The following is a 13,302-nucleotide window of genomic DNA, read 5'->3' as shown; positions in this document are numbered from 1 at the left end:
TCGATTAGTGCTGTCAATGCGTCAGGAGCCCTCCGTGACCGGTGTCCCCACAGATTCCGCCGATTGTGCCGAATCCCCTGATTCCACCGCCTGGTTCGAGGCCGCCCGCTTCGGACTCTTCGTCCATTTCGGCCTGTACAGCATGGCGGCGCGGCACGAGTGGGTACGCAGCCGGGAGGCCATGTCGCAGGAGGCGTACGACCGTTACCTCGACCGCTTCGACCCCGACCTGTTCGATGCTCGTCAACTCGCGCGCGCCGCGAAGGAGTCGGGGATGCGGTACGCGGTGCTGACGGCCAAGCACCACGACGGCTTCTGCCTGTTCGGCTCGGCGCTCACCGACTACACCTCGGTGCGGGCGACGGGCCGCGATCTGGTGCGTGAGTTCGTCGACGCGATGCGCGCCGAGGGCCTGCGGGTGGGCCTGTACTACTCACTGCTCGACTGGCACCACCCCGACTTCACCATCGACGAGCACCACCCCCTGCGCGGCACCGCGGCGGAGGAGGAACCCCGCGACATGGCGCGCTACCGCGCGTACATGGAGGGCCAGATCCGCGAACTCCTCACCGGTTACGGGAAGATCGACACCCTCTTCTTCGACTTCACGTACCCGGAGAAGGGCCCGGAGGAGTGGGGTGCGGAACACCTTCTGTCCACGGTACGGGCGTTGCAGCCGGACATCCTCGTCAACGACCGCCTCGGCGTGCCCGGGGACTACGTCACTCCCGAGCAGTACCAGCCCGACCGGCCGCTGGAGCGGGCCGGCGAGCGGGTGACCTGGGAGGCCTGCCACACGCTCAACGGCTCGTGGGGCTACGACCGTGACAACCACGACTACAAGGACCCCGCGCTGCTGGTCCGGATGCTGGTGCAGTCCGTCGCCTGCGGCGGCAACCTCATCCTGAACGTCGGGCCCACCGGCCGCGGTGCCCTGGACCCGCAGGCCCGCGCCACGCTCCGGGCCATCGGCGACTGGTCGGCGCTGCACGAGCGGTCCGTGCGGGGCGCGGGGCCGAGCGCCCACGAAGCGCCCGCGGCCGGCCTCTACACGCAGGCCGGAAACCGCCTCTATCTGCATCTGCCGGTCTGGCCGCTGAAGCACCTGCACCTGCCGGGGCTGGCCGGGCGCGTGCGCTACGCCCAACTCCTGCACGACGGTTCGGAGATCCTGTTCAGCGAGCTGGACGGCACGCGGCACGAGCACAACAACCTCGCGCCGCCGAGCCAGCCGGCGGGGACCCTCACCCTGACCCTGCCGATCGCCCGGCCCGACGTGCTGCTCCCCGTCATCGAGCTGGAACTGGACGGCGCGGAGTGAACCCCGGGGCGGGGCCTTCACGTTGAGCGGCGTCATCGGATCCCAGAGGTTGCGGCAGCACTCTTGAGAAAGAGAGAACCCAGCCCTAGCATCAACAATCGATAGACGATTGGCTTGAAGGTGAGGGCCCTGCCCCGCCTCCCCCCGCACCGCACGACCCGCCGGGCAATCCGCACTTGCGCCCGCACCCCCCTGCCGCTGCTCCACCGGGAGTACGCGGCTGCAGAACAGCTATCGATTATTCACGACTACGCAACGGAGCGTGTCCCGATGAAAACTAAGTGGCGCCGTACTTGCGGGCTCGCCGTGGCCCCCCTGCTGATGGCATCGGCCGTGGCCTGCGGCGGCGGGTCCGGCCAGGCCTCGGACGGCACGACTCTCCGCGTGATCGTGAACATCACGCCGAACCTGACGGAGAAGTACTGGAACGACCTCTTCGCCTCGTACGAGAAGGCGCACCCCGGGGTCGACATCAAGCTCGAACTGACCGGCACGATCTCGGCGGACGCGAAGCTGCGGCAGGACCTGGCGGCGGGCGATCCGCCGGATGTCGCCCAGCAGATCGTCCCGACCGCCGACACCGCCTCGCTCTTCGCCGACCTGTCCGACCAGCCCTGGACCGCCAAGACTCCGCTGGCCGACCAGTACGCCGTCGGCGGCAAGCGCTACGTCGTCGGCGTGGGTGAGCAGATCCAGTCGCTCGTCTTCTACAACAAGGCCGCCTTCGAGAAGGCGGGGCTCGACGCCTCGAAGATCCGGACCATGGATCAGTTCACCGCGGCGATGGGCGACTTGAAGGGCGCGGGGTACAAGCCGCTGCAGGCCGCCGGCCAGTGGGTCACCGGATCGCAGTTCTCGATGATGGCCGACGCGGGGGTGCTCACCGCCGACCCCCGGTGGACGGTCAAGCGCAACGACGGCAAGGCCTCCTTCGCCAAGAGCGGCTACCTGCCTTACCTGGAGCGGTACAAGGGCTGGATAGACAAGGGCTACCTGGAGAAGAGCGCGCTCGGCCTCACCTACGCGGACGGGCAGACGGCCTTCCTGAACGGCAAGTCCGCGATGTACATCATGGGTTCGTTCTTCGTGCCCGCCGCGGACGCCGCCAAGAAGAGCGACGACATCGGCGTGTTCACCATGCCGACCGACGGGGCTTACCCGTCGGGCCAGTTCGGCAACATCTCGAACCCGTACGTCGTGGTCGGCAAGTCGCGGCACAAGGCCGAGGCGGTCAAGTTCGTGAAGTGGGCGACCACCGACCCGGCGGCCATCAGGAGCCAGCTCGCCTCCGACGCGAACCTGCGGGAGGGCTTCACGTACAAGATGTCCAGCCTCGGCACCTCCGTGCAGCAGATCCTGGACAAGGCGCCCTCGGTGATCGTGAAGTCCGGTGAGAGCCAGCCGATCGCGGGCTTCAGCGACGAGCTCAACAAGCAGGTCCAGTCCCTGTACACGGGCTCGTCCGCCTCGGGTGCGGCCGACGGATTGGACAAGTGGTGGAACTCGCAGAGCTGACCGCGGGACCGGATCTCCGGGCACGGCGCCGGGCGCGGCTGCGCGAGTCGGCCGTCTCCTTCGGGATGATGGGCCCGGCGGTGCTGCTCTACACGGTGATGACCGTCGTCCCGGTGGGAGTCGCGGTCTACCTCAGTTTCACCGACTGGGACGGTTTCTCCACCGCCGCCTTCACCGGACTCGACAACTACAAGCACCTCTTCGACGACCCGAGTTCGTCGGACGCCTGGTACGTGACGGCGCTGATCGCCGCGGTCGGCACGGTCCTGATGGTGGGCCTGGGGCTCGTGTACGCGCTCGCGCTCAAGGGCCGTTCGCGTGCGAACTCGTTCTTCCGGGCCGTCGCGTACTTCCCGCATGTGATCAGCGCGCTGATCCTGGGCTATCTGTGGGCGGCGATCCTCGGCACCAACGGCGCCATCAACAACACGCTCGCCAAGTTCGGGATCGAGCCGGTCGGCTTCCTCTTCGACGAGCAGTTCGCGCTGATCTCGCTGATCGCCGTGATCGTCTGGGCCGGATTCGGTTTCAACGTCGTGCTGTTCGTCGCCGCCCTGCAGACGGTGCCGGCCGAGCTGCTGGAGGCGGCGGCGATCGACGGCGCCTCCAAGCGGCAGATCAACCTGCGGATCGTGATCCCCATGATCGCGCCCGTGGTGACCGTGGCGACGGTGCTGAACCTGGTGGGGCTGATCCGGGCGTACGACATCGTGGTCAGCCTCACCGGAGGCGGTCCGGCCGGGTCCACGCAGACGTTCACCTATCTCATTCTCGCCCGGTCCTTCGAGGGCACCAAGGTCGGCTACGCGACCGCGCAGGCGGTGTTCCTGATGGTGGTGTCCGCGGTGTTCGCCCTCGTGGTGACGGCGCTGCGCAACCGTCAGGACCAGGCCGCGACAGGAAGTTAGGAGCCGTTGGTGGTTGTACTGGAAGCAGAGGTCCGCGACAGGCCGAAGGCCGCGCCGGCCAAGGCGGACGACGCGCCGCGGGCGGACCGGGAGGAGTCCCGCTCGCCCGTGCGGTGGGCCCTTCTCGGGGTGCTCTTCGTCGTCATGATCGTGCCGGTGTACCTGCTCGTGGTGAACGCCTTCAAGTCGCAGCAGGACATCCTCGACAACCCGTTCTCGATCCCGCTCGGCGGGCTGACCTTCGAGCACATGTCGGCGGCGGTCAACAGCCCGCAGTTCAACGTCATCCACGGTTACGGCTTCACGCTGTTCCTCGTCGTTCTCGTGGACGTGCTGTGCATCCTGCTCGCGGGCCCCGCCGCGTACGCGATCGCGCGCAGCCTCAAGCGGCGCACCCAGCTGGTCCTGCTGTACTTCCTGGCCGGCACGTTCATCCCGGGTGCCGCGGTGATCATCCCGGTGATCTACGTGCTGCGCGAGATCGGCCTGGCCAACACGGTGACCGGCCTGGTCGCGCACGATGTGGCGTCCACCCTGCCGGTGAGCATCTTCCTGTTCGTCGGCTTCATCCGCACCATCCCGGTGGACATCGACCATGCGGCGACGATCGACGGCGCGGGCCGCAACCGGACGTTCTGGTCGATCATCTTCCCCCTGATGCGCCCGGCGGTCGTCACCGTGCTCATCCTCAACTCGATCGGGATCTGGAACGACTTCATCTCCCCGCAGATCCTGCTCAGCCCCTCGTCGGGGCACTACACGGTCACCACGGCGGTCTACGCCGGCATCAGCCAGTACTCGACCGACCTGACGAAGGTGTTCCCCAACCTCCTGCTCGCCATCGCACCCGTCGTCATCTTCTTCATCTACATGCAGCGCCACATCATCAGCGGTCTCACCGTCGGCGCCGTGAAGGGCTGACCGGGACGCCGCCCGGGTGCGACATCCCCGTCCGAGAACGAGCCGATCCCAGAGAAAGGACTCCGGAGTGCCGATGAGAAGGAGGCCGCCGTCCCGCACGGGACTGTGGTCCGCAGCCGCCCTGCTCGCATCCCTGACCATGGTGGCGGCCGGCCACCCCGCCGCCGCCCATCCGGTCCGCCCCCTGGCGGGACAGACGTACTACGTCTCGCCGGCCGGCCAGGACACCGCCGACGGCAAGACCACCGGCACGCCGTTCCGGCACATCCAGAAGTGTGCCGACGTGCTGGTGCCCGGTGACACGTGTCTGATCCTGTCCGGCACGTACGAGGAGACCGTCGTGCCGGCGCGCTCCGGCACCGCCGCGCTCCCCATCACCTACCGTGCCGCGCCGGGGGCGGACGTCACGGTGAGCGGCGCCTCCAGGATCGGCGGCTTCGAGCCGGTCACCGCCGCCGATGCCACCGCGATCGCCCAGGCCGATCCGTTCGCCGCGAACTCGCAGTTCAGCGACGCGGTGGCGGCCGGACACATCTACAGCACGGACGTCGACCTCGGCGCGGACGTGAGCACCGTCCAGGTGTTCACCGACAAGACGATGGACATCGAGGCGCAGTGGCCCTATCCCGGGCTCGATCTCCTCGACCCCGCGCTCCAGTACGCCGGCGCGGGCAGCGCGGACGCCACCGTCGCCGACGCGGACCTGACCCGCCCGGCGGGGTACTGGGACGGCGCGCGTGCCCTCACCGGCTACTGGTACATCTCGGCCACCACCACGGTGAAGAGCTCGGCCGTCGGCTCGGTGACGCTGGACGCCGCGCCGCCGTGCGTCCACAAGGTCGTGCCCGCCGAGACGCGCTACGCGCTCTCCGGGAAGATCGGCGAACTCGCCCACCCCGGCGAGTGGTTCTACGACGCGACCGCCAAGCGGCTGTACCTGTACGGCGCCGACGACCCGGACAGCCACGTCGTCGAGGCCAAGCGCCGCACCCTCGGCTTCGACCTGACGAACACCGGCCACACCACGATCGACGGGATCGGCCTGTTCGCCACCACGGTCAAGACCGGTCCGACCAGCACCGGCGTCACCCTGGACGGCATCAAGGGCAGGTACCTGTCGCACTACACCGACATCACCCGGGGCGCGACCGACTGCGGCAGCACGGTGACGCGGGGCGTCGGTGACACCGGGATCATCCTCGACGGCACCCACAACAGCGTCGTGAACAGCGATCTGTCGCTGAGCGCCGGGAACGGCATCGCGCTGCGGGGACAGAACAACACCGCGACGGACAACGTGATCCACGACGTCGACTACATGGGCACCTACGCGGCGGGCATCGCCGTGCAGGGCAACAGCCAGACGGTCACGCACAACACGATCTCCCGCGTCGGCCGCAGCGGCATCAACCTCCAGTGGAACGAGGTGGCGGGCCTCACCCCGGGCAAGGACGTGATCGCCTACAACGACATCTCCGGGTACGCCCGGATGAGCCTGGACGTCGCCGCGATCTACACCTGCTGCAGCGCGTGGATGATGGGCACCGCCATCGACCACAACGTGCTGCACGACCCGGCGCCGGCCACGACGTCGACCACGTTCGGGATCTCGGGGATCTACGCCGACAACGGCCAGAGCGACCTCGTGATCGCGAACAACGTGGGCTGGGGCAACCGGGAGGGCACCGTGATGCTCAACGGTCTGGGCACCGGATCGCACGACAACGGCGTCTACAACAACACCGGCGGCATGACGCTGTTCTACGTGAAGGAGCCGGGGCAGTCGACCGGAACGAAGATCTACAACAACCTGGGGACGATCCGGGGTCTCGCCGGCGCGACGGACGGCGGGCTCGTCCTCTCCGACAACCTCGACCCGGCCGTCGATCCGCTGTTCGTCGACGCGGCGAACCATGACTTCCGGCTCACCGCCGGATCACCGGCACGCAATCAGGCGATCGCACTGCCGGGCATCAACGACGGTTCCGTGGATCCGGCGCCGAGTCTCGGGGCCTACCAGTACGGAGCACCCAAGTGGACTGCGGGCGCCCGCCGTTAGTCCGCACGCGGACGGCCGTGTGCCCGGCCCCGGAAGACTCCGGGCCGGGCACACGGCCGTTCCGGTCAACTCGACTTCGGCGACGCCTTCGCGGCCGCCGTCCGCTTCGTCGCGGCGGCCTTCCTGCGCGGCTTCCCCGGCTCCCGCACATCCGGCACGGGCCCGCGGCCCGCGGCGTGGTCGGCGAACGCCTGGGCCGCCTTGTCGGGCTCGCCGGTCCTCAGCAGGCTCACGAGCCGCCCGTGCTCCTCGGCCATCGCCTGCCAGTCACCGCCGAACAGCGGGTCGGAGATGGCCCGCAGGGTGCGCAGACTCGGCTCGATGACCTCCCACATGCGGGCCAGGAAGGGATTGCCGGCGAACTGGCTGACCAGGGAGTGGAACTCCACGTCGGCGTCGCGGAAGCTGCTGACGTCGTTCGCGGCCACCGCCCGGTGCATCCGCTCGACCTGCGCGTCGAGCTCGGCGAGCTGCTCCGGGGTGATGTGCTCGGCGGCAAGGCGCGCGGCGAGGCCCTCCAGCGGTTCGCGCACCTGACGGGCGTAGTCGGCGTCCTGCGAGGAGATCTCGACGACGAAGTGCCCGCGGCGCGGCACGTGTGTGAAGAGGCCCTCACGGGCCAGCCGCTTGACGGCCTCGCGGACCGGGGCCTGGCTCACGCCGAGCCGCCGCGCGATCTCGGACTCGACCACACGGTCGTTCGGTGCGAGATCGCCCTCGACGACGGCCTGGCGGAGCAGTTCGTACACCTGGTCCGAGATCAGGGTCTTGCGGAACCGGTCCTTGTTGGTGGCCAGCGTGGAGACGAACCCACCGGACGCTTGTGATGCCATGAATTCCCAATCCTGCACTGGGGCACGTCAGTTGCGACATAATACGCGCCCGACTTCGCTCGATGGAGTAGCACCGAGGTTTCCTGCTGTGCGGCCGGCCGGTGGAGCTCCGGCGTGTTCACCCTCCGGGCCGGCCCGGGGTGAGGAGGAGTCGGTCACTGATCATCGCCTATCGATCATCGAGGGAATCGAATCAGGGGCGTTCGAGCACTGTCAACCACGCGGGTGGTCAGCCGTCGAGTGCGTACACCCGGACCGCCGTCGTCCGCAGCACCTGATCGCGCTGATGGTCGGTCAGATGTGCCAGTCCGAGGCGGGACGTCGCGAGGGAGTCCGCCCGCGAGCCGCGGGGCAGACAGATCGGCCAGTCGGAGCCGATGAGGCAGCGGCCGGGGCCGAGCGCGTCCACGACGTGCCGCACCATGTGGGCGACTTGCTGCGGCGGGACCCCGTGCTGCTGGGTGAGCAGCCCGGAGATCTTCACCACCACGTCCGGGCTCGCGGCGGCGTGCTCGATGTCGCGGTACCACTCCCCCGCCGCGGCTGTGCGCAGGTCCGGCGGGTTGCCCAGGTGGTCGACGACGACGGTCAGCCCGGGGTGCCGCGCGGCGGTGTCGACCGCGGCCCGCAGGGCGCTCCGGTGCAGGTTGAGCTCCAGGGCCACGCCTGCTCCGGCCAGTACGGGGACGAGCGCCCGGGCCGGTTCGGGGGTGTCGTCCCACGTGGCGCCGCCGAGCCGCATGCCGGCCGGGCGGGAGCCGCCCATCCCGTGCAGGAGGGCGCGGAAGGCGTCCGGGCCGTCCTCGCCGTGGACGTGCAGGTTGGCGACGTATCCGGCGACCAGATCCGGGCGGCGCAGGCGCAGTTCACGCAGGGCGTGCGTCTCCCCCGCGTCGCCGCGCGACGCCTCCACCAGCACCGCCCCGGTCAGGCCGAGGCCGGCGCCCGACCGCTCCAGCTCGTCCTCGCCGTAGACCTGATGATGCTCGCCGCCGGGCTTGATCCACGGGAATCCCCGTGCCGGATCCCACAGGTGGACATGGCAGTCGATCACGGTGCGCCTCCTCCTCGGAGCATGCGGGGCGGCTCCTGAGTATTGACACGTCGGCTCCCCGCCGGTGAGTCTAACCATCGGCTATCGATGGGCGATTATTCAATGCTTACGTGACGAGGGAGCAGGTGTTCTCGATGCTCAGCCCTGAGCGGACCGGCGGCACACACACGGGGGAAGGTGACCACGGGCCACTGCTGACGGCGACGCGGAGCCTCACGGGAGTCCCCCGATGGGCGGAACTGGAACGGCAGTTGTTCGCCGAGCAGAACAAGGCGTGGCGGCTCTTCGCCGACCGCTACACCGAGGGGGACGGCCGCCTCGTCTTCCGCGGCACGCTCGGCGAGGGCCTGGACGGCCGGGACGGCGTGGACGACTTCTACGAGCCGTTCTTCAACTGGCCGACGCTGTATCTGCTGGGCGGCAGCGAGGAGTTGCTGTCCGCCGCGCGCCGGCACTGGCGCGGGGTCAGTGCCCAGCTCGCCGAGATGGGCATGCTCAGCGACGGCCTGGAGCGCGGCTACGACTGGTTCCACCAGGGCGAGGGCCTGCTGCTGTTCTACGGCCTGTGCCTGGCCGACCCGGACGACGCGGAACTGCGCGAACTCGCCTGCCGTTTCGCCGACTTCTACCTTCCCGGCGGCCCCAACTACGACTCCGCGAACCGGGTCCTGCGCGCCCCGCACAACGGTTCGGCGGGACCGCGCTTCGGCTTCAGCGACGAGGAGGCGTACTTCCCGTGGAGCGAGGCCCTGCGCCCGTACGGCCTGCCGCTGGACGGGGTCGACGACGTGCGGTCCTTCGACGACCTGTCCGGCTCACCCGAGCGCGCCCGGGCGTACGGCCGCGCGATGTGGGACCGGATGGGCCGCGGTGACACGATCGTGAACCTGGCCGCCACCGGCCTCGCGACCCATGCCTTCCTGCTCAGCGGCGAACGCCGGTACGCGGACTGGGTGGCGGAGTACGTCGGCGTGTGGCAGGAGCGGCTCGCCGGCCGGGACGTGGTGCCGGACAACGCCGGTCTGAACGGTGTCGTGGGTGAGTACCTGGACGGCCGCTGGTACGGCGGCCACTACGGGTGGTCCTGGCCGCACGGGCTGTCCCCCGTCGGAAGCGCCACCGTCATCGGCGCGGCCAACGCGACCCTGCTCACCGGGGACCGGGGCTTCCTGGACCTCGCCCGCAACCCCCTCGACGTGGTGCTGTCGCGCGCCGAGGAGCGCGGGCCCGACGGGCGGGGCACGCTCGGTGAGCGCTGGGACCCCCACCTGCGCACGATGACGGCCGAGCGCACCCTCATGGTCCCCCAGCGGCACAACGACTCCGGCTGGTTCGACTTCACCGTCATGCCCGGGCAACTGCCCCTTTCCCTGTGGCACTTCAGCCGGGACGAGGTCGACCGGGAGCGGATCGAGCGCCTGCGTGCCGGTTCCCGCTGGGACTGGACCGCCGTGCACACCCAGCGCATCAAGGACGAGGCGGGACACGAGGAGCCCTGGTACGAGTTCCTGCACGGGCGGAACCCGCGGTATCCCGAGCTGATGCTGCACAGTGCGCTGGCGAGCTGCGCCGAGCGGGTGGAGGCCATCGAGAGCGACACCGTCGACCCGGCCGTCGGACCCGACGCCCTGGACATCCATCACTGGCAGCACCTCAACCCGGTGGTGACCGAGGCCCTGTTGCAGCTGACCACCGGGTCGCCGCAGGTGCTCTACAACGGCGGCGTCCTCCACCTGCACGTGCGCTACCACGACGCGGACACCCGGCGCCCCGGCCTGCCGCCGGACGTCGCCGCGCTCGTGTCCGACATCCGCCCGGACCACACGGTGGTCGAGCTGGTCAACCTCGGCGCGGCGGCGCGCTCCCTGCTGGTGCAGACGGGTTCGTTCGCCGAGCACCACATCGCCGCCGTCCGCGTGGACGACGGCCCCGAGCAGCCGGTCGGCGGACCGTACTGCCGTGTCGGCCTGCCCGCGCACTCGGCGATCCGGCTGACCCTGACCATGACGCTCCGCGCGGGCCGTGCGGCCTGCGCCTCCCCGTGGGAGAAGGCATGACCGACCGGCCGGCAGCCAAGCGGCTGCCCTTCACCCTGCCCCGCATCGGCCTGGGCACCGCCCCGCTCGGCGGGCTCTTCGAGGACGTCGCCGACGAGGAGGCCGCCGCCACGCTCAAGGCGGCGGCCGCGGCCGGGATCACGTATTTCGACACCGCGCCCCGCTACGGACACGGGCTCGCCGAACAGCGTCTGGGCCGGCTGCACGACCCGTCCGCCGGCCCGGCCCCGCTGATCTCCACCAAGACCGGCTGGCTGCTGCGTCCCCGCCCGGACGGCTCCCCGGGCGAGGTGATCACCGACTGGACGGAGCGCGGCATCCGCGAGTCCCTGGAGTCGAGCCTGACGCGCCTGGGCCGCTCCAGCGTCGACATCCTGTATCTGCACGACCCGGACAACTACCCGGAGGAGATCCGCCGCACTGCCTATCCGGCGGTGCGCAGGCTGCGCGACGAGGGACTGGTGCGGGCCATCGGGTTCGGCATGAACCACAGCGGCCCGCTGGCCTCGTACGTGGCGGAGTTCGAGGTCGACGTCGTGCTCATCGCGGGCCGGCTCTCGCTCCTGGACCACGAGGCACTCACCACTCTGCTGCCGCTGTGCGGGGAAACGGGCACCTCGGTGGTCGTCGGCGGTGTGTTCAACACCGGTCTGCTGGCCGACCCGAACCCCGGCGCCATGTTCAACTACCGTCCCGTACCGGCGCAGACGCTGGAGCGGGCGCGGGAGTGCCGGGCGCTGTGCGACGCGTACGGCGTACCCCTGGCCGCGGCCGCGATCCAGTTCCCGCTGCTGCACGCCGCCGTCGACTCGGTCGTCCTCGGCTGCCGTTCGGCGGCGGAGGTCACGGCGAACGCGGCGAACGCGCGCTTCCCGGTCCCGGACGAGCTCTGGAAGGAGCTCGCGCGGGCCGGATTCGTGCCCGAGCAGCTGCTGGAGGAGCGCGCCGGATAGCCGGAAAGGCCGCGGTCGGCATGCCGGCCGCGGCCTTCGCCGGGGGTGTGACCCCGGGGTCGTACGTGGATCAGTGGGCCACGACGGGGATCTTCACCTCGTCCTGGGCACCCTCCGTGGCGGACGAAGCGGCCGCGGGGCCGCCCTGGTGACCCGCGTTGATCATCGTCAGCGCGATGCCCGCGGCGACCACCAGGATGCCGGCGGCCCACCAGGTGGCGGAGGCGTAACCGTCGACCATGGCCTGTGCCTGGACCAGCTTCTGTGCGGCCGGAGTGGTCGCACCCGCGGCGTGCGCGGCGAGGTAGGCGGTGGTGGCCGAGGCGGCGATGGTGTTCAGGAGCGCGGTGCCGATGGCGCCGCCGACCTGCTGCGAGGTGTTCACCATGGCGGAGGCGACACCGGCGTCACGCGGTGCGACACCGTGGGTGGCGAGCGACATGGCGGGCATGAACGCCGTCCCCATGCCGAGGCCGAGCAGCAGGAGCCCGGGCAGCACCAGTCCGGCGTACGAGCTGCCGATGTCCATCCGGGTCAGGCACAGCATGCCGGCCGCCGCGACCAGGAAGCCCGGGCCCATGAGCAGCCGCGGGGGCACCCTGGTCATCAGGCGCGCGCCGATCTGGGTGGAGCCCGTGATCATGCCCGCGACCATGGGCAGGAAGGCCAGTCCGGTCTTGATCGGTGAGTAGCCCTGGACGATCTGGAGGTAGTAGGTGAGGAAGAGGAAGGTGCCGAACATCGCGATGACGGCGAGTCCGAGCGAGAGGTAGACACCGCCGCGGTTGCGGTCGGCCGGCACGCGCAGCGGGAGCAGCGGGGCCTTGACCCTGGACTCGGTGACCAGGAACGCGGCGAGCAGCACCGCGGAGGCGACGAACATGCCGATCGTCAGGGCGTCCGACCAGCCGGCCGACTCGGCGCGGGTGAAGCCGTACACCAGGGCGACCAGGCCGAGGCAGGAGAGGACCACGCCGGGGATGTCGAGCGGCGAGCGGTTGCGGCCGCCGGCGGGCTCACGGATCACGAAGTACGCGCCGAGCGCGGCGACGATCGCGAAGGGGACGTTGACGAAGAACGTCCAGCGCCAGTTCAGGTACTCGGTCAGGGTGCCGCCGAGGATGAAGCCCACGGCGCCGCCGCCACCGGCGATCGCACCGTAGATGCCGAACGCTTTGGCGCGCTCCCGGGCCTCGGTGAACGTCACCGCGAGCAGCGAGAGGGCGGCCGGTGCGAGCAGTGCGCCGAAGACGCCCTGCAGGGCGCGGGCGCCGAGCATCATGGCCTCGCCCTGGGCCGCGCCGCCGAGTACGGAGGCCAGTGCGAAGCCGGTCAGGCCGACGAGGAAGGCGCGCTTGCGCCCCCAGAGGTCGGCGATGCGGCCGCCGAAGAGCAGCAGACCGCCGAAGGCCAGGGCGTAGGCGGTGATGACCCATTGCCGGTTGCCGTCCGATATCCCCAGGTCCTGCTGGGCGGAGGGCAGCGCGATGTTCACGATGGTCGCGTCGAGCACGACCATCAGCTGGGCCAGGGCGATGAAGATGAGCGCTTTCCAGCGCCTGGGGTCGGGGCCGGTGTCGGTTCTTCCGGCGGACAGGACTGTTTCGGACATGGGAGTACCCACTTCGGAACTCAATTCGGAACTCATGAGGGACGTGACGAGCCGCTGCGTCGCCCGCGC

Annotated in this window: 10 protein-coding genes; 7 read left to right on the top strand and 3 right to left on the bottom strand. The window is 70.0% G+C overall.

Going from position 1 to position 13,302, the window contains the following annotated elements:
• Window positions 1–34: 34 nt before the first annotated feature.
• From OG408_RS37290 to OG408_RS37270, 5 genes are all read left to right on the top strand, one after another.
• Window positions 35–1,321 (top strand): alpha-L-fucosidase, encoded by a 1,287-nt coding sequence (locus OG408_RS37290; protein WP_326673930.1) that lies wholly within the window; start codon window positions 35–37, stop codon window positions 1,319–1,321.
• A gap of 270 nt (window positions 1,322–1,591) precedes the next feature.
• Window positions 1,592–2,836 (top strand): ABC transporter substrate-binding protein, encoded by a 1,245-nt coding sequence (locus OG408_RS37285; protein WP_326673929.1) that lies wholly within the window; start codon window positions 1,592–1,594, stop codon window positions 2,834–2,836.
• A complete protein-coding gene (locus OG408_RS37280; protein WP_285564520.1) occupies window positions 2,815–3,744 on the top strand; it encodes a carbohydrate ABC transporter permease in 930 nt (309 codons plus the stop codon). Before OG408_RS37285 ends, OG408_RS37280 begins: the two co-directional genes overlap by 22 nt.
• 9 nt (window positions 3,745–3,753) lie before the next feature.
• The gene (locus OG408_RS37275; RefSeq protein WP_326673927.1) at window positions 3,754–4,665 is read left to right on the top strand and encodes a carbohydrate ABC transporter permease; all 912 of its coding nucleotides are present in this window, start codon (window positions 3,754–3,756) and stop codon (window positions 4,663–4,665) included.
• A gap of 73 nt (window positions 4,666–4,738) precedes the next feature.
• A complete protein-coding gene (locus OG408_RS37270; protein WP_326673926.1) occupies window positions 4,739–6,724 on the top strand; it encodes a right-handed parallel beta-helix repeat-containing protein in 1,986 nt (661 codons plus the stop codon).
• Between the two features lie 65 nt (window positions 6,725–6,789).
• On the opposite strand, the gene OG408_RS37265 is transcribed toward OG408_RS37270, so the two are convergent.
• Both OG408_RS37265 and OG408_RS37260 read right to left on the bottom strand, forming a co-directional pair.
• Window positions 6,790–7,557, bottom strand: coding sequence for a GntR family transcriptional regulator (locus OG408_RS37265; protein ID WP_285564523.1), 768 nt, complete (start codon window positions 7,555–7,557; stop codon window positions 6,790–6,792).
• A 229-nt stretch (window positions 7,558–7,786) separates the two neighbouring features.
• A complete protein-coding gene (locus OG408_RS37260) occupies window positions 7,787–8,611 on the bottom strand; it encodes an amidohydrolase family protein (RefSeq protein ID WP_285564524.1) in 825 nt (274 codons plus the stop codon).
• A 110-nt stretch (window positions 8,612–8,721) separates the two neighbouring features.
• Between OG408_RS37260 and OG408_RS37255 the strand changes: the two genes are divergently transcribed.
• Together OG408_RS37255 and OG408_RS37250 are read left to right on the top strand one after the other, a co-directional pair.
• Complete coding sequence (locus OG408_RS37255) at window positions 8,722–10,668, top strand: hypothetical protein (RefSeq protein ID WP_326673924.1); 1,947 nt, start codon at window positions 8,722–8,724, stop codon at window positions 10,666–10,668.
• Complete coding sequence (locus OG408_RS37250) at window positions 10,665–11,621, top strand: aldo/keto reductase (RefSeq protein ID WP_326673923.1); 957 nt, start codon at window positions 10,665–10,667, stop codon at window positions 11,619–11,621. Before OG408_RS37255 ends, OG408_RS37250 begins: the two co-directional genes overlap by 4 nt.
• A gap of 70 nt (window positions 11,622–11,691) precedes the next feature.
• Here the strand turns inward: OG408_RS37250 and OG408_RS37245 are convergent, their stop codons facing one another.
• Window positions 11,692–13,233 carry an MFS transporter gene (locus tag OG408_RS37245; protein WP_285564527.1) on the bottom strand — a complete coding sequence of 514 codons (1,542 nt, stop codon included), beginning with the start codon at window positions 13,231–13,233 and terminating at the stop codon, window positions 11,692–11,694.
• Window positions 13,234–13,302: the final 69 nt, after the last annotated feature.

Origin of the sequence: Streptomyces sp. NBC_01257 (assembly GCF_035917255.1) — a bacterium.
Taxonomy (GTDB): domain Bacteria; phylum Actinomycetota; class Actinomycetes; order Streptomycetales; family Streptomycetaceae; genus Streptomyces.
This window is presented reverse-complemented; position numbering and strand designations above follow the sequence as displayed.